24 protein-coding genes are annotated in these 19,093 nt (G+C 60.7%); 16 read left to right on the top strand and 8 right to left on the bottom strand.

Features of this window, described 5'->3' with window-relative positions; all coding sequences use genetic code 11:
* From L1069_RS00245 to L1069_RS00220, 6 genes are all read left to right on the top strand, one after another.
* On the top strand, positions 1-915 hold the full coding sequence (locus L1069_RS00245) for a DMT family transporter (RefSeq protein ID WP_237454408.1): 915 nt from the start codon (positions 1-3) through the stop codon (positions 913-915).
* Between the two features lie 55 nt (positions 916-970).
* The gene (locus L1069_RS00240) at positions 971-1,834 is read left to right on the top strand and encodes an ATPase (protein WP_237454407.1); all 864 of its coding nucleotides are present in this window, start codon (positions 971-973) and stop codon (positions 1,832-1,834) included.
* Between the two features lie 59 nt (positions 1,835-1,893).
* Entirely contained in the window at positions 1,894-2,811 is a 918-nt protein-coding gene (metA, locus tag L1069_RS00235; RefSeq protein ID WP_237454406.1) for a homoserine O-succinyltransferase, read from the top strand.
* Positions 2,786-3,766, top strand: coding sequence for an alpha/beta hydrolase (locus L1069_RS00230; RefSeq protein ID WP_237454405.1), 981 nt, complete (start codon positions 2,786-2,788; stop codon positions 3,764-3,766). The genes metA and L1069_RS00230 overlap by 26 nt, the downstream gene beginning before the upstream one ends.
* Positions 3,767-3,827: 61 nt before the next feature.
* Positions 3,828-4,697: a polyphosphate kinase 2 gene (gene ppk2, locus L1069_RS00225; RefSeq protein WP_237454404.1), complete on the top strand. Its 870-nt coding sequence runs from the start codon at positions 3,828-3,830 to the stop codon at positions 4,695-4,697.
* On the top strand, positions 4,690-5,307 hold the full coding sequence (locus L1069_RS00220) for a TetR/AcrR family transcriptional regulator (RefSeq protein ID WP_027258814.1): 618 nt from the start codon (positions 4,690-4,692) through the stop codon (positions 5,305-5,307). Before ppk2 ends, L1069_RS00220 begins: the two co-directional genes overlap by 8 nt.
* Here the strand turns inward: L1069_RS00220 and L1069_RS00215 are convergent.
* The 4 genes from L1069_RS00215 to rplM form a co-directional block, all read right to left on the bottom strand.
* A complete protein-coding gene (locus tag L1069_RS00215) occupies positions 5,304-6,362 on the bottom strand; it encodes an adenylate/guanylate cyclase domain-containing protein (RefSeq protein WP_237454403.1) in 1,059 nt (352 codons plus the stop codon). The genes L1069_RS00220 and L1069_RS00215 overlap by 4 nt on opposite strands.
* Complete coding sequence (locus L1069_RS00210) at positions 6,359-6,727, bottom strand: group 1 truncated hemoglobin (protein ID WP_129370749.1); 369 nt, start codon at positions 6,725-6,727, stop codon at positions 6,359-6,361. The genes L1069_RS00215 and L1069_RS00210 overlap by 4 nt, the downstream gene beginning before the upstream one ends.
* Before the next feature lie 143 nt (positions 6,728-6,870).
* The gene (gene rpsI / locus L1069_RS00205; protein ID WP_129370747.1) at positions 6,871-7,356 is read right to left on the bottom strand and encodes a 30S ribosomal protein S9; all 486 of its coding nucleotides are present in this window, start codon (positions 7,354-7,356) and stop codon (positions 6,871-6,873) included.
* Positions 7,357-7,361: 5 nt separating this feature from the next.
* Positions 7,362-7,820 (bottom strand): 50S ribosomal protein L13, encoded by a 459-nt coding sequence (gene rplM, locus L1069_RS00200; protein WP_129370746.1) that lies wholly within the window; start codon positions 7,818-7,820, stop codon positions 7,362-7,364.
* 316 nt (positions 7,821-8,136) lie between these two features.
* On the opposite strand from rplM, the gene L1069_RS00195 reads away from it, so the two are divergent.
* Complete coding sequence (locus tag L1069_RS00195) at positions 8,137-8,649, top strand: hypothetical protein (RefSeq protein ID WP_237454402.1); 513 nt, start codon at positions 8,137-8,139, stop codon at positions 8,647-8,649.
* A 56-nt stretch (positions 8,650-8,705) separates the two neighbouring features.
* Here L1069_RS00195 and L1069_RS00190 read toward each other — a convergent pair whose 3' ends face one another.
* The gene (locus L1069_RS00190; protein ID WP_237454401.1) at positions 8,706-10,109 is read right to left on the bottom strand and encodes a PLP-dependent aminotransferase family protein; all 1,404 of its coding nucleotides are present in this window, start codon (positions 10,107-10,109) and stop codon (positions 8,706-8,708) included.
* 94 nt (positions 10,110-10,203) lie between these two features.
* On the opposite strand from L1069_RS00190, the gene L1069_RS00185 reads away from it, so the two are divergent.
* From L1069_RS00185 to asd, 4 genes are all read left to right on the top strand, one after another.
* Entirely contained in the window at positions 10,204-10,437 is a 234-nt protein-coding gene (locus L1069_RS00185; RefSeq protein WP_134829780.1) for a DUF1127 domain-containing protein, read from the top strand.
* A 247-nt stretch (positions 10,438-10,684) separates the two neighbouring features.
* Positions 10,685-11,191 carry an adenosylmethionine decarboxylase gene (gene speD / locus L1069_RS00180; protein WP_129370740.1) on the top strand — a complete coding sequence of 169 codons (507 nt, stop codon included), beginning with the start codon at positions 10,685-10,687 and terminating at the stop codon, positions 11,189-11,191.
* Positions 11,188-12,051, top strand: coding sequence for a polyamine aminopropyltransferase (gene speE / locus L1069_RS00175; RefSeq protein ID WP_237454400.1), 864 nt, complete (start codon positions 11,188-11,190; stop codon positions 12,049-12,051). Before speD ends, speE begins: the two co-directional genes overlap by 4 nt.
* Positions 12,052-12,306: 255 nt before the next feature.
* Complete coding sequence (gene asd / locus L1069_RS00170) at positions 12,307-13,197, top strand: archaetidylserine decarboxylase (protein ID WP_237454399.1); 891 nt, start codon at positions 12,307-12,309, stop codon at positions 13,195-13,197.
* Here the strand turns inward: asd and L1069_RS00165 are convergent.
* A complete protein-coding gene (locus tag L1069_RS00165) occupies positions 13,194-13,616 on the bottom strand; it encodes a PaaI family thioesterase (RefSeq protein WP_129370735.1) in 423 nt (140 codons plus the stop codon). The two genes, asd and L1069_RS00165, sit on opposite strands and share 4 nt — an antisense overlap.
* Before the next feature lie 58 nt (positions 13,617-13,674).
* Between L1069_RS00165 and L1069_RS00160 the strand changes: the two genes are divergently transcribed.
* From L1069_RS00160 to gluQRS, 4 genes are all read left to right on the top strand, one after another.
* On the top strand, positions 13,675-14,463 hold the full coding sequence (locus L1069_RS00160; protein WP_129370733.1) for an enoyl-CoA hydratase: 789 nt from the start codon (positions 13,675-13,677) through the stop codon (positions 14,461-14,463).
* A 383-nt stretch (positions 14,464-14,846) separates the two neighbouring features.
* Positions 14,847-16,202, top strand: a complete 1,356-nt coding sequence (gene trmFO / locus L1069_RS00155; RefSeq protein ID WP_237454398.1) for a methylenetetrahydrofolate--tRNA-(uracil(54)-C(5))-methyltransferase (FADH(2)-oxidizing) TrmFO — start codon at positions 14,847-14,849, stop codon at positions 16,200-16,202.
* Between the two features lie 33 nt (positions 16,203-16,235).
* Positions 16,236-16,850: a methyltransferase domain-containing protein gene (locus L1069_RS00150; protein ID WP_237454397.1), complete on the top strand. Its 615-nt coding sequence runs from the start codon at positions 16,236-16,238 to the stop codon at positions 16,848-16,850.
* Positions 16,847-17,707, top strand: a complete 861-nt coding sequence (gene gluQRS / locus L1069_RS00145) for a tRNA glutamyl-Q(34) synthetase GluQRS (RefSeq protein ID WP_237454396.1) — start codon at positions 16,847-16,849, stop codon at positions 17,705-17,707. The genes L1069_RS00150 and gluQRS overlap by 4 nt, the downstream gene beginning before the upstream one ends.
* Before the next feature lie 45 nt (positions 17,708-17,752).
* Here gluQRS and hisI read toward each other — a convergent pair whose 3' ends face one another.
* Complete coding sequence (hisI, locus tag L1069_RS00140) at positions 17,753-18,124, bottom strand: phosphoribosyl-AMP cyclohydrolase (RefSeq protein ID WP_237454395.1); 372 nt, start codon at positions 18,122-18,124, stop codon at positions 17,753-17,755.
* 77 nt (positions 18,125-18,201) lie between these two features.
* On the opposite strand from hisI, the gene L1069_RS00135 reads away from it, so the two are divergent.
* The gene (locus L1069_RS00135; protein ID WP_134829775.1) at positions 18,202-18,654 is read left to right on the top strand and encodes an iron-sulfur cluster assembly scaffold protein; all 453 of its coding nucleotides are present in this window, start codon (positions 18,202-18,204) and stop codon (positions 18,652-18,654) included.
* Between the two features lie 291 nt (positions 18,655-18,945).
* On the opposite strand, the gene L1069_RS24100 is transcribed toward L1069_RS00135, so the two are convergent.
* Positions 18,946-19,068, bottom strand: a complete 123-nt coding sequence (locus tag L1069_RS24100) for a hypothetical protein (protein ID WP_275423038.1) — start codon at positions 19,066-19,068, stop codon at positions 18,946-18,948.
* Positions 19,069-19,093 lie beyond the last annotated feature (25 nt).

Raw genomic sequence — 19,093 nt, 5'->3', positions numbered from 1 at the left:
ATGAACACGCAAAAGACCATTTCCCCCCGCGCCTGGGCCGAGCTGATTCTGCTCGGCGTGATCTGGGGCGGATCGTTTCTGTCGATCCGCATCGCCCTGGACGAAATCCCCGTTGTTACCCTTGTGCTGCATCGCTGCGGCTGGGCGGCGCTGTTTCTGTGGATACTGGTCTTGCTGATGCGCCTGCCGGTCCCCAAAGAACCGCGCATCTGGGGCGCCTTTCTGGTGATGGGACTGTTGAACAACGTGATCCCCTTCGGGCTGATGGCCTGGGGGCAACTGCACATCGAAACCGGCCTCACCTCCATCCTGAATGCGGCGACGGCAATATTCGGGGTGATCGTGGCGGCGTTGCTCTTTCGTGATGAGCGGCTGACGGTTCGCAAAGCGCTGGGAGTGGGCCTTGGGTTCCTTGGTGTTGCAACCGCCATTGGTCTGGAGCAATTTGCCCGGTTCGACCTGCGCAGCACAGCGCAGCTGGCAGTGCTGGCGGGCACTGTCTCGTATGCATTTGCCAGTGCCTGGGCGCGTTTCAATTTGACCGGCCTGCCGCCGCTTGTCGCGGCTGCCGGAATGCTGACCGGCTCCACCCTGTTCCTGGCCCCGGCGGCGCTGTTGATCGACGGCCCGCCTGTCCTGGAACTGGCGGCGCGCACTTGGGCCTCTATCGCCTATTTTGCTCTGTTCGCCACGGCAGGGGCCTATCTGCTTTACTACCGGGTGCTGGAACTGGCGGGCAGCGGCAACCTGATGCTGGTCACGCTGGTCATCCCGCCGGTGGCCATTGTATTGGGCGCGCTGGTCCTGGAGGAAGAATTGAAGCCGCAGGCCTATGCAGGTTTTGCCCTTCTGGCTGCAGGCCTGGTAATCCTGAACGGCAAACCTGTCTTGCGGCGCAACCGCGCACGGAATTGACCAAGCCCGCGCAGGCGATTAGCAAGGCGTGAAACCTTCAGGGACTTGGGATCTCATGCTTTACACTTCTGCACAGGACTGGCGCGATGCGCCGAACAAACGGGTGCTGTTCTTTGGCATGTCCGGGCTTGGCAAAACCTATGTCAGCAACATCCTGCGCGGCGCCGGCAGCTGGTTCCACTACTCGGTCGATTACCGGATCGGCACCCGCTATATGGGCGAATACATCGCCGACAACGCCAAGGCAGAGGCGATGAAAGTGCCGTTCCTGCGGGACCTTCTGCTGTCGGATTCCATCTTCATCGGCTCCAATATCACGTTTGAGAATCTGACCCCGGTTGCCTCCTATCTGGGCAAACCAGGCGATAAGGCCAAAGGCGGGCTGCCGATTGGCGAATACAAGCGCCGCCAGGAGCAGTTCCGAGTCGCCGAAATCCGGGCGCTGCTGGATACGGAATACTTCGCAGGCCGTGCCGGGCAGCTTTACGGCTATCCGAATTTCATCTGCGATACCGGCGGGTCGATCTGCGAATGGGTCGATGCCAATGACCCGAACGATCAGGTTCTGACCGAGCTTGGCAAACACACGCTGATGGTCTGGATCAAGGGCAGTGACGCCCACACTGCCGAACTGGTGCGCCGTTTTGACCGCGCGCCCAAACCGATGTCTTACCAGCCGGAGTTCCTGGACCGGGTCTGGCAAGAGTATCTTCAGCAACATGGCGTAGCTGAAGGGGATGTGGACCCTGATGCTTTTATCCGCTGGACCTATGCCCAGGCGCTGGCGCACCGGCAGCCGCGCTATCAGGCGATGGCGGACAATTGGGGTGTCACTGTCACCGCCGACCAGATCTCAGCCGTCAAGGATGAAGCCGGTTTCGAGGATTTGATCGCCTCCGCTCTTGAGGCCCGCGGCTAAGCCGCCTATCTGTCGAATTCCGCTATATCGCACAACCTTCCGCAAATCAGGACACTGACATGCCCATCAAGATGCCCGCAGACCTCCCCGCCTATGACGTTCTGACGAACGAAGGCGTGATGGTTATGTCGCCGGACCAGGCGGCGCGTCAGGACATCCGCCCCATCCGCATCGGCCTGCTGAACCTGATGCCCAAGAAGATCCAGACCGAGAACCAGTTTGCCCGGCTGATCGGGGCGACCCCGCTGCAGATCGATCTGAGCCTGATCCGGATGACCGAGCATCAGACCAGGAACACCGCGGCCGCGCATATGGCCGAATTCTATCACTCCTTCCAGGAAGTGAAGCACCAAAAGTTCGACGGGCTGATCATCACCGGCGCCCCGATTGAACATCTCGACTTCCCCGAGGTGACCTATTGGGACGAACTGCGCGAGGTCATGGATTGGACACAGACCAACGTGCATTCCACCTTTGGCGTCTGCTGGGGCGGCATGGCGATGATCAACCATTTCCATGGCGTGAAGAAACACATGCTGGATCACAAGGCGTTCGGCTGCTTCCGGCATCGGAATCTGGCGCCTGCTTCACCCTATTTGCGCGGGTTTTCGGATGATTTTGTGATTCCGGTCAGCCGCTGGACCGAGATGAAGCAGGCCGAGATCAGCGCGGCACCAGGGTTGAAGACGCTGCTGGGCAGTGACGAGGTCGGCCCCTGCCTGGTTGAGGACAGGGCGCACAACGCGCTCTATATCTTTAACCATTTTGAGTATGACAATGATACGCTGAAGCAGGAATACGACCGAGACGTGGCCAATGGCACGCCGATCAACGTGCCGGGCAACTACTATCCGGGCGATGATCCCAGCCAGCCGCCGCAAAACCGCTGGCGCAGCCACGCGCATCTTCTTTATGGCAATTGGATCAATGAGATCTACCAGACCACTCCTTATGAAATGGATCAGATCGGCCGCTAAGGTGCTGATTTATGCAGGCCTTGCACTGGCGGCTGCCGCCGCGTTGACCAACTGGCAGGCGGGCCGCCGCGAGGCATCGGCCGTCGCAAGCTACCCGCCATTGGGGCAAACCCTGGTGGCGGGCAGCCACCGGGTGCATGTGGTTGAGATGGGCCGGCCCAAAGGCAGCGCGCCGGATCTGGTGCTGATCCACGGCTCCAGCGGCAGTACGCGCGATATGACCTTCCGGCTGGCACCGGCATTGGCAGAGGACTTCCGTATCCTGATATTCGACCGCCCCGGACTGGGGTATTCGGACCGCATCAATGGCACCGGGGCCACCATCCGCCAGCAGGCCGGCCTGTTGCGCCAGGCCGCGGCGCAAATGGGGGCGGACAGGCCGATTGTGCTGGGCCAAAGCTATGGCGGCGCGGTTGCGCTGGCCTGGGCGGTAGACCACCCGGACAGCATCTCGGCGCTGGTGACAGTGTCCGGCGTCGCCTATCCTTGGACCACGCCGCTGGACCCTCTTTACCGGGTCACCTCCTCGCGTGTTGGCAGTATGCTGGCGGTGCCCTTGCTGACCGCCTTTGTGCCGGATTTTGCTGTGTCCCGCTCCCTGCAGGACGTCTTTGCCCCGCAAGCCGTGCCGCAAGGGTATGCAGCACATTTCGGCCCTGGCCTGTCGCTGCGGCGCTCGTCCCTGCGCGCAAATGCCCGGCAACGGGCAAACCTGCTGCAGGAAGTGACCGAACTGTCGCCGCGCTATGGTGAAATCCCGGTTCCCTTGGAAGTTCTCCATGGCACTGCTGACGATCTGGTCAGCCCGGAGCTTCATGCCCAGGGTCTGGCCCGGAATGTGGAAGGCGCACGTCTGACGCTGCTGGACGGTATCGGCCATATGCCGCAGCATGTGGCCACAGAAGAAGTGGCCGCTGCCGTGCGCCGGGCCGCCTCGCGCGCACAATTGCGTTAAAACGATTCACATTCCATAGTTCTTGCCCATATAAAGGGTTGAGGACAGAAGGGTTTTTCACATGCCGCTGCCATTTGACGGGGCCATAAGCCGCTATTACCAGACCGGCGCGCCGGAGGAGATCCGCAAGGCCATCAAAGGCGCGGATAAAGACGGGATCCTCAGCCCCAGCTACCCGTACCGGGAGCGAATGAAACGCAAGGCCTACGAGGCGGAACTGGAGGCGCTGCAGATCGAACTGGTCAAGCTGCAGTCCTGGGTCAAATCCAGCGGCGCCCGCATTGCCATTGTGTTCGAAGGCCGGGATGCGGCCGGCAAGGGCGGCACCATCAAGCGCTTTCGCGAAAACCTGAACCCGCGCGGCGCGCGGATTGTAGCACTGTCCAAACCCTCCCAGGCCGAACAAAGCCAGTGGTATTTCCAGCGTTATGTCCAGCATCTGCCGTCGGGTGGCGAAATCGTGTTCTTTGACCGCAGCTGGTACAATCGCGGCGTAGTGGAAAAGGTGTTTGGCTTTTGCACCGATGATCAGCGCGAACGCTTCTTCCGCCAGGTTCCGGGGTTTGAACGGGCCCTGGCCGAGGATGGCGTGCATCTGTTCAAGTTCTGGCTGAACGTCGGCCAAGCAGAACAGCTGCGCCGGATCCTGTCGCGCGAGTCCGACCCGCTGAAACAATGGAAGCTCAGCCCGATTGATGTGAAGGGGCTGGAGAAATGGGACGAATACAGCGCCGCCATTTCCGAAACCTTTGCGCGCAGCCACAGCGCCGAGGCCCCCTGGACCATCATTCGATCCGATGACAAAAGACGGGCCAGGCTGGCTGCGATGCGCAGCGTTCTGCATGCCGTTGACTATGACAGCAAAAACGCCGATGCGATTGGCGAATTGGACACCGGAATTTGCGGAGGCCCGGATATCTGGGATGCCTAAACGCGGCTATCATCACGGCAACCTGCGCCAGGCACTGGTCGAAGCAGCCCTGCATCTGATCGAGGCCAAGGGCCCGACCGGGTTCACCCTGTCGGAGGCTGCCAAACAGGCCGGAGTGACCCCCGCCGCCGTCTACCGCCACTTCAAAGGGCGCGAGGATCTGATCGCCGAAGCCGGGCGGCAGGGTTATGCGATGTTTGCCGACCTGATGCAGCACGCCTATGACAAATACCAGCCCTCGGCGCTGGCCGCATTCGAGGCCACGGGGCGCGCCTATCTCGCCTTTGCCCGCAAACATCCGGGCCATTACATCGCCATGTTCGAAAGCGGCATTTCAGTGAACCGGACGCCGGAACTGGCTGATGCTGCTGCCCGGGCACGGGCGATCCTGGAACGCGCCGCCGCGGACCTAAGCCAGCATATCCCGGAAGACAAACGCCCGCCTGCTTCGATGTTCTCGGCCCATGTGCTGGCGATGAGCCACGGAGTGGTGGAGCTTTATGCACGGAACTCGCCCGGTGCCGCCTCTCCCTTTCCGCCCGAGGACCTGCTGGAAAGCGGTATCGGTATCTACTTGCGCGGACTGGGGCTGATTGCGCCGGACGGTTAGAACCGGCTGCTGGGCTGCGGCGCGCGCAACTCGTCACCGACGTTGACAAGATGCACCTCACCGATGCCTTTGATATCTTCGGGGCCAATGTCGGTGACGCGGAATTCCTCGGACAGGGATTCCTTCATCTCTTCCGGCGCGACGATTTTCATAGGGTTGGCAAAGACTTGCAGGCGCGAGGCCAGGTTCACCGCCGGGCCGAAGACGTCATAGACATATTTCTGAATGCCAACCACCGAGCCGACGGCCGAGCCGGTGCCCAGCCCGATGCGCGCCTGCCATTTATGCTGATGGCTTTGATTGCGCCGGTCCAGATAGCGCAGGAACCTGGTGGCGCAATGGGCCACGGCGGTGGCGTGATCCGGGGTAGGATCCGGCATCCCGGCCACCGCCAGATAAGCATCGCCAATGGTCTTGATCCGCTCACAGCCGTATTGTTCTACGATGCGGTCAAAGGCGGTGAAGATATCGTTCAGCTCTCCCAACGTCACCGTCGGATCGGTGCGGGAGGCGAAGTCGGTGAAATTGACAAAATCCAGCATTACCACTGACACCTTCGGGTAAAGCTGCGGTGTCACCACGCCGAAGGTCTTGAACTCCTCGTAGACCGAGCGCGGCATCAGGTTCAGCAGCAGCCGTTCCACCCGCTCCTTCTCGCGCTCCAGCTCGCGGGTGTTGCGCTCCACCATGGCGGAATAGCTGTCGATCATGCTTTCCAGCTCGCGGATGCGGGTGATGTTCTGGCATTCCACCACCAACAGCGCCTCATCCAGGTGGCTGGCCTGCGAGATGTTGATGGCGAAAACCAGCGTCCGCCGCTTGCGCTTGATCTTCAGCTCCGCCGAGTAGCGCAGCCCTTCGTCGCACAACGGGCCAAGATCCTGTGGCTGCAACTCTTCGATGGCATCCGTAAGGGCCGCGTCCGGCCCGGGTGTGCCAAACCACTCGGCAAAGGGTTGATTATGAAAGACAAACCCAAGATCAGAAGCGCGGACAACGGCAACCCCGACACCAACGGCGCGCAGCAGCTGCTCGTTGATGGCAGCGATGCTCATGCGGCGTCCCGATGGACGATGACGTTGCGCTTGCTTTCAATTGCGGCGAGCGTGGCCCGGACATCCGGTTCGGACAGCCCATGCTGCTCCAGCGCGTCTTTCAGCAGCGCGCCCATTTCATCAAAGTCATCATGGGTTATGGCCAGGGCCCGGTGCACCGCCTCCAGCCGCTCATCGCTGAAGGATGCAGGCCCGCCCAGCAGCGACGAAATGAATTTGGTCTGATGATCGATCAGCCGCGCCATATCCACATCGGCGAAGTAGTCACCGATCTGGTCGGAATCGAGCGCCATCTCGTAAAAGGTCATCACGACCCGGCTGATGGCACTGAAACCGCCGTATTTCTCATAGATGGTTTGCGGCATTGCAGCCCCCCAACAGAACGCGGTGCCAGCAATGTTACGTTACTTTTGCGAAAATGTTAACGGTGCAGGTCAGTCACCTGTGCCAGCAGTAAAAAGGGCCGCCCAGCAGGCGGCCCTTTCCAAAAATGGTAATAGCGTGAAACTTAGCGCTTGGAGAACTGGAAGCTCTTACGGGCTTTGGCCTTACCGTATTTCTTCCGTTCCACAACACGGCTGTCGCGGGTCAGGAAGCCAGCCGCTTTCAGCGCGCCGCGCAGAGCGGGATTATACAGCTGCAGCGCTTTGGAGACGCCGTGCTTGACCGCACCGGCCTGACCGGACAGGCCGCCGCCTTTTACGGTGGCGTAGACGTCGAATTCGCCTTCGACACCGGCAACCTGGAACGGCTGGCGCAGGATCATCTGCAGCACCGGACGGGCGAAATACTTGTTGATTTCCAAACCGTTCACTTCGACCTTGCCGGAGCCCGGCTTGATCCAGACACGGGCAACCGCGTCTTTACGCTTGCCGGTGGCATAGGCGCGGCCCAGTTCATCGCGAACCGGCTCACGTGTGATGGTTTCTTCGGCCACTGCTTCCACACCGGTTGCAGCTGCGAGCTCTTCAAGAGTGTTGATCTGATCAGACATCTACATTAGCTCCGGGTGTTTTTCTTGTTCATGGATGCAACATCCAGAACTTCGGGGGCCTGTGCTTCATGCGGGTGCTCGGCACCGGCATAGACACGCAGATTGGTCATGATCTGACGGCTCAGACGGTTGCCCGGCAGCATGCGCTTGACTGCTTGGGTCACAACGCGCTCGGGGTGCTTGCCTTCCAGGATTTCCTGTTTGGTGCGCGATTTGATGCCGCCCGGGTGGCCGGTGTGCCAGTAGAAGTGCTCTTCGCGCTTCTTGCCGGTCATCTGGACCTTTTCAGCGTTGATGATGATCACGTTGTCGCCCATATCCATATGCGGAGTGAAGGACGCTTTGTGCTTACCACGCAGGCGCATGGCGACGATGGAAGCAAGACGGCCCAGAACAACGCCCTCGGCGTCGATCAGGATCCACTTCTTCTCGATGTCTGCCGGAGTAGCAGAGAAGGTTTTCATGGCAGGTCAATCCTGTTTGTCGTGACGGCAGATTCCCCGAAAGGAAACGCCTGAATGCGATGGAGGGGGTTTACGGCGATCACAAAGCCACGTCAACAGAGGTAACTGATAATAAATCAAGCAAAAACAATAAGTTGTGAATTAGGTATTATTTTACCCCACAAATTTTACACTATCAGTCCGAGCGGAGAGCGGATTGGGCAACACTTTCCATTGATTTGCCTCCCCTCCTTGCTCCAGGGCATTTGCTCCGGTTAGCCACCCGGTGAAATTCAACCAAGAGAGCACCGCCTTGAAACTTTCCAAATTCGCCCCGATGCCCCTGGCCCTGCTGGTCAGCGGCTGCATGCAATATGCGCCCGTGGAACAGCCGCCGGTTGCCGTATCCTATAAAGCCGGCCTCACCGCAGCACGCGTTACCGGCTACACCGAGCCTGTCATGCGCACTTACTTCTTTGAGTTGGATGAAGAAGAACGCCGGCAAAAGGTTTTGTCCGGAAACAACCGCTCCTCCGTGACTAAACGCATTGAGGTGACTGGAGCTGTCTGCACATTGGACTCCGCCGAGTTTTCCGCCTCGTTCACGACGCCGGCGGTGGTTCGCTTGCCCAAGCTCAAAGGCCGGCCAACCCCGCTGCGGGTGAGTTGCAATGCGCCCGGCAGGACGGCGGACACCAAAGTTCAACCAACACTTGACGGGGTTATCGTTGCCGGCGGATCTGTCGCCGGACTGGTCGCTGCGGCTGTCACTGCCGGAATCGCCGCTGGCAAAGACAACTGGTCCTTTGGCGGCAATGATGTCCCTCTGTGGATTGAACTGGAAGAGTAGTCAGCAGCATTTTCAGCTTGATTGGGGCCGCTTGTCAAAGTGGCCCCTTTCCATTTTTAAACGCTGATCTGCTCGGGCGGGTTGTCCAGCAGGGCGCGCAGGCGCAGCATCGCCTCCTCAAACTGTTTCAGCGGCACATGCGCGTTGATGGCAATGCGCACCGCATGCGGCGCGCGGCCGTCGCGAAGGGCAAATTCATCTGCCGAGCGGATCTGAACCCCGTTTGATTCTGCGGCGCGGGTGAAAGCGGCAGCGCGCCAGCCCGAGGGCAGCCGCAGCCAGACAAAGGGCACATCCGGATTCCAGGTCAGATCAAACCCGCCAAGCGCATTGACCGCGACCCGGACATAACGGGCCATTTCCCCGCGCACCGCCGCCACCAGATCAGGCAGCCGCGGATCGGTGAGCAGGATCCGCACCAGGTCCGCCAGCGGCTGCGCCAGGCCGAAATACCCGTGTTCCGCCACCCGCCGCAGGTCTGTGGTCCGGCCCTCGGGCGCCAGCGCAAAACCGACGCGCAGGGCTGGTGTCAGGATCTTGGAGATCGAGGACACATGCCAGGCAAGCTCCGGCGCCAGCGACCGGTAGCTGGGTGCGCGCGACTCGCCCAACCGGTAGCAATCATCCTCGACGATCTGCACCCCGTGGCGGCGGGCAATGCGCACAATCTCCTTGCGGCGCCCCAGCGGGGTGTGCAGCCCGGTTGGATTATGCACCTCGGGGCTGGTGCACAGTACCGTGGCGCCGGTCTTGCGGATCGCCAGTTCCATTGAATCCGGCCGGATACCGTGTTCATCCATGGCAACCTCGACCACCTGCGCCCTCAGCAGTTCCGCGGCACGGCGGAACCCGGCATAGGTCAGATCCTCAACCATGATCACCGGCTGCGGCCCCTCGAGGATCGCTTGCAGAACCACCATCAGCCCGTTCTGGCCGCCATGTGTCAGAACAATGTCGTTTTCTGTGACCATGCCAACCGGCGACTGTCCCACCCAGGCCGCCGCCGCCTGGCGCACCGGCAGATAAGCGTCGCGGGTCGGATAATTCAGGAAATTGCGCGCCTCGCCTTCCGCCACCTTGTGCAGCGCCTCGCGCACCGCGGCCACCTGCCCCATATCCGCAATCCGCGGGCTGAACAGGCTGACATGACCGGGATCGCGCGCCTCCAGCAAATGCAGCTCCCGCGACCATACGTCATCCGGCACCGGCTTTTTCTTTTCGGCTACAAAGGTGCCGCGCCCGACCTCGGCCTCCAGCACGCCTTCATCGGTCAGAATGCTGTAGGCGCGGGCTACGGTGCCGGGTGTAATGCTCAATTGATACGCTAGATCGCGCACCGGCGGCAGCTTTGTACCAATTTTCAAACTGCCCAATTCGACAGCAGACCGGATTGTATCTGCTACTTTTTTATACTTGGGACCTTTTGTCTCACTCAGGCTTTGCGGCCAAATTGTACCCATTACAATCCATCCTTGGACAACACGCTTACCCCTTTGTATCAAAACATCACGACAAATCAACAGGATTGTATCAACACAATACAGGAAGCCTCCCATGGTACAGCACACGCAAATGGCACATTCGAACATGTCCTATCTGATCAGCCGCCCGGCCCTGCCGGTGCTGGCGCAATGGGCCGTCCTTTTTGCAGTACTGGTGACCAAGTGGAGCCTGCGCCGCCGCACAAGAACCCACCTTAAACACCTGAGCGCAGCGCAACTTAAGGACATCGGGCTGAGCCGCCAGGACGCCCATTATGAAGCCACTCTTCCGTTCTGGCGCCCATGATCCCCTGGGCAATAGAACAACCTGACGGCCGGGGTTCGCCCCGGCCCTTTTTTTTTGCCGGCCCTTGTGATCCGCAGGATGCAGGTCCTTGCGCGTTACCGGCTATGCAAAAATTAAAGGTTGATCGAATCTCCCCCCCGGCCTAAATGCCCCTCACTTTCGGTACCGATCCCAACCCCGGACCCTTATTCGGGGGGGCGCTAAGGAACCGGCTGGATTGCAATCTACTGGAACGAAGGGGAGTGTCATGAAAGACGCCAACCTCTTCCAACTGGGGATCGGTCTGGAGACAGGCGCCCATGAGGAAGATACCGCCCGCGGTGTAACAGCCGCGAATATCGACTCCGTTGTGGACTCGGACCGCGAAGACCATTTCATCCGTAAGGATGGCAAGGTGTTTGCTGGGACCCATCTGATCATCGAAGTAATGAAAGGCACCGGCCTGGACTGCGAAGCCCGCATCCAGAAGGCGTTCCGCGACTGCGTGGACGTTTGCGGCGCCACCCTGCTGCACATCCACACCCACAAGTTTTCGCCGCAGGGCGTCTCCGGCGTGGCCGTGCTGGCGGAAAGCCATATCTCGGTGCATACATGGCCTGAAATCGGCTATGGCGCCTTTGACGTCTTCATGTGCGGCGATGCCGAGCCGTGGAAAGCCGTCGACGTGCTGAAAGAGGCCTTCAACACTGACATGGTGGAAGTGCGCGAACTGCTGCGCGGAGAGGAACTGATCGCCAAAGAGGTTGCGGCATGAGCAGTGCCAGCAAACCGGAGTGGGTGACTGAAAGCCTGCATGCGCATTACGCCCAGGCCCTGCGCGTGGACGAGATGCTCTATGACAGCAACACCGAGCATCAGCGCCTGAAAGTGTTCCAGAACGGCCAGTTCGGCCGGATTCTGACGCTGGACGACGTGGTGCAGACCACCGAAGGCGACAACTTCATCTACCACGAAATGCTGACCCATGTGCCGATCCTGGCGCATGGTGCCGCAAAACGTGTGCTGATCATCGGCGGTGGCGACGGCGGCATGGCCCGCGAGGCGCTGCGCCACACGTCGGTCGAGCATGTCACTATGGTCGAGATCGACGGCGGCGTGGTGGATTTCTCGAAAGAATACCTGCCGATGCTGAGCAACGGCGCGTTCGACGATCCCCGCCTCAATCTGGTGATCAACGACGGTGCGCTCTTCATGAAAGAGAACACCGGAAAGTTCGATGTGATCATCGTCGATTCGACCGACCCGATCGGCCCCGGCGAAGTGCTGTTCACCGATACTTTCTATGGCCACGCAGCGCGGTCGCTGACTGAGGACGGCATCATCGTGACGCAAAACGGCGTGCCGTTCATGCAAGGTGACGAGCTGACCGGCACCCTGCGCGCCTTCCAGGCGCTGTTCGCCGATGCGTCATGTTATCTGGCGTCAGTGCCGACCTATGCCGGCGGTCCAATGGCCTTTGGCTGGGGCAGCCATTCGGGCAAGGCCCGTAATGCAAGCCTTGCGGATCTGGAGGCGCGGTTTGCTGCTGCCGGGATCGACACCGGGTATTATAATCCGGAGGTTCACAAGGCCGCCTTTGCCTTGCCGAACTACGTGAAAAAGCTGTTCCCGTAAGGAACATCCGGGACAGGGGGGCCGCGGCCCCCTTTTTCTTTTCTGGAAAAGCAATTCCGCCCGCAGAGCGGGCACGCGCCATGCATCCGGTGCTATGGCAGCTTTCGGCCGCAAAAGCTGCACTGGACGCATTTGCAAGACGGCCTCCGGCCCCTGAACGGTCCCTGCCCCAGCGTTGCAACCCATTTCCGGCCTTGGCCCCGCCGCCGCTTCTTGCTAGGCGCGGCAGTGCAGAAACCAGACGTGGCAGGCCCTATGAAGCGCGATCCCATCCTTGTTGTTGACCGCGACACCGGCGAGACCTTTGAAGAAGCCGTGCTCGGCGAGAAATGGATTCGCTGGGCCTATCAGAACGCCAATGCCCGGCCCATCGAGAAACTGCTGTTTCGCTCGCCCCTCATCAGCCGTCTGATGGGCATCTGGTTCAACTCGCGGTTTTCCAAGAGCAAGATCAAGGCGGTGATAGAAGACCTGTCGATCAACATGACCGAAGCTTCTGCCGACACGGAGAGTTTCTCCTGTTTCAATGAATTCTTTGTCCGCCACCTGAAACCCGAAGTGCGCCCCTTCAGCACCGACCCCAAGGACGTTGTCTCCCCTGCCGATGGCCGGGTGCTGGTGTTCCCGGAACTTGCTGAGGACGTGTTTATCCCCGTCAAAGGCCACCCGATGTCGGTGCGCACTATGCTGCCCGGCATTGCGGAGCGTTTCATCGGCGGCGCCCTGGCCATCGTGCGGCTGTGCCCGGCGGACTATCACAGATACCACTTCCCCGCGGCAGGCCGGATCAATGGCGCCCAGGACATTGCCGGCGCGCTGCATTCGGTGAACCCGATTGCGCTGGGGGCCGGGCCGGATGTGTTCGGCGAGAACAAACGCAGCTGGACCCTGATCGAGACCGAAACGCTGGGCACCTATTGCTTTGTCGAGGTCGGCGCCTTTGGTGTCGGCAGCATCGTCAACACCCGTACCGCTGGCGACGTGCAGAAGATGGACGAGAAGGGCTATTTCAAATTCGGCGGCTCCACCGTGGTGGTGGTGTTTGAGCCCGGCAAGGTCCGCTTCTCGGACGATCTGGTGGCAAACAGCGCCAATGGCCGGGAAACGCTGGTGAAGGCCGGCCAGCCCCTTGCCAACGCGCTTTAGCGCTTAGGCGGGATCGAATATGTCATGCTGGCGCGCGCCACCGGCTCTGCCAGCCCTTCGGAATACATCAGCACATCGGCGACCGCCAAAACCCGGCCCAGCTTCAACAGCCGCGCCTCGGCGATAATATCCGCGCCGGCCACGGGTTTGCGCATGAAATCCAGCGAACAATTGGTGGTGACGGCCAGCGCCTCGCGCCCCAATCGCGACAGAAGCAGCGCATAGATCGCGCAATCCGCCAGTGCAAACATCGACGGGCCCGATACCGTGCCGCCGGGCCGCAAATGCCGCTCGGCTGTCAAAAGCCGCATCCGAAGGCCCTGCTCATCCATCGCGTCGATGGCAAAGTCATCCTTCACCTGCGGAAAAATCTCATGCAGGTAATCCGTCAGACCTGCGACATCAAATGCCAGCGTCATGCTTTCCCTTTCCCCTATCCCTGCATAGAGTTGCCCCGAGAATTGCGAGGAGGGCAAGATGACAATTCTGGAACGTCACGACACGGGCGGCATTGCCCGGCTGAAGATGAACACGCCGGAAAAACTGAACGCCCTGTCGGACGGGATGCTGGCGGCCCTGCAAGAGCAGATCGACGCCCTGCGCGAGGACAGCAGCATCAAGGTGGTGATCCTGTCCGGCACCGGCAAAGGCTTCTGTGCGGGCCATGACATCAAGCAGATGACCGCAGGCCGCGCCGCGGCGGACGGCGGCAAGGCTTACTTCCAGGACCTGTTTGCCCGCTGCACCAGCGTGATGACAGGACTGCAGTCGCTGCCCCAGGTGGTGATTGCCCAAGTCCACGGTATCGCCACGGCAGCAGGCTGCCAACTGGTGGCTTCCTGCGATCTGGCAGTGGCGGCAGAGGACACCAAATTCGGCGTCAACGGCGTGAACATCGGGTTGTTCTGCTCCACCCCGATGGTGGCCCTGTCGCGCAACATCCCCCGCAAGCAGGCGTTTGAGCTGCTGACCACGGGCGAGTTCATCAACGCCGCCCGCGCGGTGGATCTGGGTCTGGCCAACCGCGCCGTGCCGCTGGAGGAGCTGGAGGCGGAAACCACCCGGCTGGCTGAAACCATCGCCGCGAAACTCGGCTCTGCAGTGAAAATCGGCAAACAGGCGTTTTACGAGCAGCTGCAAATGCCGCTGGATCAGGCCTATGCTTATACCAGCGGAGTGATTGTCGAGAACCTGATGTACCGCGACACAATCGAAGGCATGGCCGCCTTTATCGAAAAACGCGCCCCCGACTGGCAGGAAAATTGATGCGCCGGGAGGATTTTTCGGGAATTCCGGCCTGACCTCCGGAATTCTCTGAAAATTTTAGGCTTTGTTTACCATTCCGCACATATTGTTTCCTTAAGAAGCCAGCCAAACGCCTTTCAATTCGGGCGGAAAGATAGCAAAGATTGGGCACGGTCGCTGATTAGTCACTGACCGGCACAATTTGGGCTGCTGCTGCGGAAGGGTCCCTCCAACCGGTTCTCTCTCACCGGTGACCATTCCCGCAGCGGCGGCCCCAAATTTCTCTCCCTCCCGGTCAGATCACATACAGCCAACAAACTCTGTACGATTTTCGGCGGCGCTGCAGCGCGGGTTCGACCGCCAATCCTGTTGCGCAACCCCTTCCCCTGCCCTATGTGGCGGGCATGACAGATCATTCGGCACAGACATTGCATATCGTGGGCGGCGGCATGGCCGGGTCCGAGGCTGCCTGGCAGGCGGCGAACATGGGCGTTTCCGTGGTGATCCACGAAATGCGCCCCAAGGTGGAAACCTTTGCCCATCAAACCGGCAACCTGGGCGAGATGGTCTGTTCCAACTCCTTCCGCTCGGATGATGACGAACAGAACGCCGTGGGCCTGCTGCATTGGGAAATGCGCGCAGCAGGCGGGCTGATCATGGCCACAGCAGACCAACACCGCCTGCCCGCCGGCGGTGCGCTGGCGGTGGACCGCGATCCTTTTGCCGAAACTGTGACGGCTAAGCTGAAGGCGCATCCCAATGTGTCGGTCTCTTACGAAGAGATCACCGAACTGCCTGTGGACGGCCACTGGATCTTTGCTACCGGCCCGCTGACATCACCGGAACTGGGGCAGGCAATCCAGGCGGAAACCGGCGCCGAGGCACTGGCGTTTTTCGATGCCATCGCGCCGATTGTCTATGCGGAAAGCATCGACATGTCGCAGGCTTGGATGCAGTCGCGCTATGACAAGGGCGAGACTGAGGAAGAGCGCACCGCCTACCTCAACTGCCCGATGGACAAGGACCAGTACGAGGCCTTTATCGACGCATTATTGTCAGCTGACAAAACTGAGTTTCACGAAGGCGAGACCGCGGGCTATTTCGACGGTTGCCTGCCGATCGAGGTCATGGCCGACCGCGGCCGGGAGACGCTGCGCTTTGGCCCGATGAAGCCGGTGGGTCTGACCAATCCGCATCAGCCCGGCGTCAAAGCGCATGCCGTAGTGCAACTGCGCCGCGACAACGCGCTGGGAACGCTGTTCAACATCGTCGGTTTCCAGACCAAGATGAAATACGGCGCCCAGACAGACGTGTTCAAGATGATCCCGGGGCTGGAGAACGCCAGCTTTGCACGCCTCGGCGGCATCCACCGCAACACCTTCCTGAATTCCCCCACCCTGCTGGACGCGCAGATGCGGCTGAAATCCAAGCCCAACATTCGCTTTGCCGGCCAGATCACCGGCGTCGAGGGCTATGTCGAAAGTGCGGCCATGGGCCTGCTGGCAGGCCGGCTGGCCGCTGCGGAAATCCTCGGTCAACAGCTGCCGGATGTGCCGCAGGACAGTGCCATGGGCGCGCTGATCCACCACATCACCGGCGGCGCCGAGGCCAAGACGTTTCAGCCGATGAACGTGAACTTCGGCCTGTTCCGCCCGGTTGACGGTCTCAAAGGCGGCCGCCGCGGCCGCAAGGACCGATACAAGGCCTATACCGACCGCGCCAAGGATGCCTGGCAAGAGTGGCTCGGCAACTTTTCCTAGACGGGCTGCGGCTGCCGGGCCTAAACTTACTGCATGAGCGAAAAGTTTCTGGACAAGGCCTACGACCTTGAAACACCGGAAGCGACCCTGGATCACTACAACCAATGGGCCGCTTCTTATGACGCTGAGATCGCCGAGAACGGTTACGCCACACCGGGCCGTATCGCCGAAGCCTTGGCACAGTTCCAGCCGGACATGAGTGTGCCCGTTCTCGACTTCGGCTGCGGCACCGGCCTGTCAGGTTTGGCGCTGCGGTTGCAGGGGTTTGACACTGTGGATGGTATGGAACCGTCTGACGAAATGCTCACCCAGGCCCGCAGCAAGGGCGTCTACCGCACATTGACACAGATTGATGTCAAGGACAGCAAGCCGATCCCGCGGGGTGCCTACCGCCAGATCACCGGCTGCGGCGTTCTGGGCACTGGCGCAGCCCCGCCAGCGGTATTCGACATGATCCTGCATGCCTTGCCGCGCGGCGGGCTGTTTGCCTTTTCCTACAATGATCACGCACTGGAAGACCGCGCCTATACCGGCAAACTCAATGAATGGCTGGACTGTTCGGCCGCCCGGCTGTTATTCCGGGAGCACGGCGACCACCTCCCTGGAATCGACTTGAAGTCCACAGTTTATGTAATTGAGAAAGCGTGACATTCACCACCAGATTTGCACCGTCGCCAACCGGACCGCTGCACCTGGGCCATGCCTATTCCGCCATCCTGGCGCACGATATGGCCATGGCGGAAGGCGGCAGCTTTCTGCTGCGCATCGAAGATATCGATCAGTCCCGCGCGCGCCCCGAATGGGAGGCGCAGATTTTTGAGGATCTGGAGTGGCTCGGCCTGACTTGGCCGCAGCCGGTAATGCGCCAGTCGGACCGCCTGCCCCGTTATCGCGCCGCACTGGACCAATTGACAGTGATGGGCCTGACCTATCCCTGCCGCTGCAACCGTGCCGATATCGAGACCGCCGCAGGCGCCCCGCAAGAAGGGGTTCCGCAATTCGGTCCCGACGGGCGCATCTACCCAGGCACCTGCCGCGAGCGCCCGGCATCCGAGGCCACGGACAAGGACGTGATCCGGCTGAACATGATGAAAGCCGTCCAGGCAGCTGATTTACGCAGCTTCACGGAAACCAGCCCGGAGTTCGAAGGCATCCATCCCCTGGACCCGGAACAATTGATCATGACCGTTGGCGACATCATCCTGGTGCGCCGGAATTTGGGCACATCCTACCATCTGTCCGTTGTTGTTGATGACGCGGATCAAGGCATCACACATGCAGTACGCGGTGCTGACCTTTTTGAGGCCACACAGATCCACGTGCTGTTGCAAAGCCTGCTTGGATTGCCCACGCCCGTTTACCACCACCACCGCCTGATCCGCGACGAGGCTGGCAAGCGCCTTGCCAAACGCGACGATGCCCGCGCCATCGCCAAATACCGAGCCGAGGGGTCCACCCCGCAGGACATTCGCGAAATGGCCGGCCTGACCGCTTCTTCCGGCTAAAAGTATCCCCGCCGGAGGCACGGCCCGCCAGGGCCGTTTCCTTGTTCAGCCCATCGGCTTCATCAGCTCAATCTCTTCGCCGCCGCGCACCGCAGTATAAAAGCAGGTCCGCCGGTTGGTATGGCAGGCCGCCCCGGTTTGCCGCACCAGCGCCAGCAGGCAATCCCGGTCGCAATCCACCCGCAGGTCTATCAGTTCCTGCAGGTGGCCTGAGGTTTCCCCCTTCACCCAAAATGCCTGGCGCGACCGCGACCAATAGGTCACGTTCCTGGTCTCCAGCGTGCGCGCCACCGCATCGGCATTCATCCAGGCCATCATCAGAACCTCGCCCGAAGCTTCGTCCTGCGCAATGCAGGGGATCAGCCCGGCGTCATTATAGGTCAGGCTGGCGGGATCAAAGGACGCGGCAATAGACATGGGTAAAAACCTTTTGCATCTGCTGTTCGGCTCCCTATGTATGGGGAAGAACCAAGCAGGGAAAGCCCGGGAAAGACATGTCTGGCGAAAGTGATCTGATCAAACTGTACTCCACCCGCATTCTGGCGCTGGCAGCGGATATTCCGCATCTCGACAGGCTCGAATCTCCCAGTGCCACTGTCAAGAAACGCTCGCCGCTTTGCGGCTCTGCCGTGACCGTCGACATTTCTGTGACAGACGGGCGGATCGCGGATTTCGGCCAGGACGTAAAGGCTTGCGCGCTGGGACAGGCCTCGGCGGCAGTGGTGGGTGCCCATGTCATCGGCCGCTCGCTGGAAGAGGTTGAGACCGCCCGCGACCAGCTGAAGGCGATGCTGACCCAGAACGGCCCGGTGCCGGACGCGCCTTTTGACGGGCTGGAAGTGCTGCAGCCTGCGCGCGAGTTCAAGAACCGCCACGCCTCGATCATGCTGGCGCTGGAGGCAACGCTGGAAGCCATGCAGACCGCCGCCAAGGAGCACTGCGCCTGACGCGGCCTTTTGCAACCCTGCACAGGTAGCCCGAAATATTGCAACGCGGCCTGCGCCTGTGCAAATCATTACGCTGTGTGATCACTCTCCCCTCAAATAAAAAAACCGCCGCGCATCCGGGCAGGATGGCGGCGGCAGTCATGCTCTGCTGTGCGGGACCCGGGCAGGCCAGGCTGGATATTGAGGCAATCCAAGTTGGGGATCGGGACAGGCGGTTGATCCCTCGGGCAGTCCGGGACAGGAAAGGGCCGGCCCGGCACAGCAGATGCAATCAGGAATGGGAAAAGCGGATCAGAACAGCCCTGGAAGATGCAGTGCCGCCACCAGCATCACCATCAGCGAGGCCGCGCCGATGGCGTCCTCCAGCAGGGTCGAATGGGCGTTCTGCATGGTGGTTTTGATCTGTGCAATCATGGCTCGGGCCTCCTCCGGTCAGTCT

Source organism: Leisingera sp. MMG026 (assembly GCF_021654205.1).
In the GTDB taxonomy this organism is placed as follows: domain Bacteria; phylum Pseudomonadota; class Alphaproteobacteria; order Rhodobacterales; family Rhodobacteraceae; genus Leisingera.
This window is presented reverse-complemented; position numbering and strand designations above follow the sequence as displayed.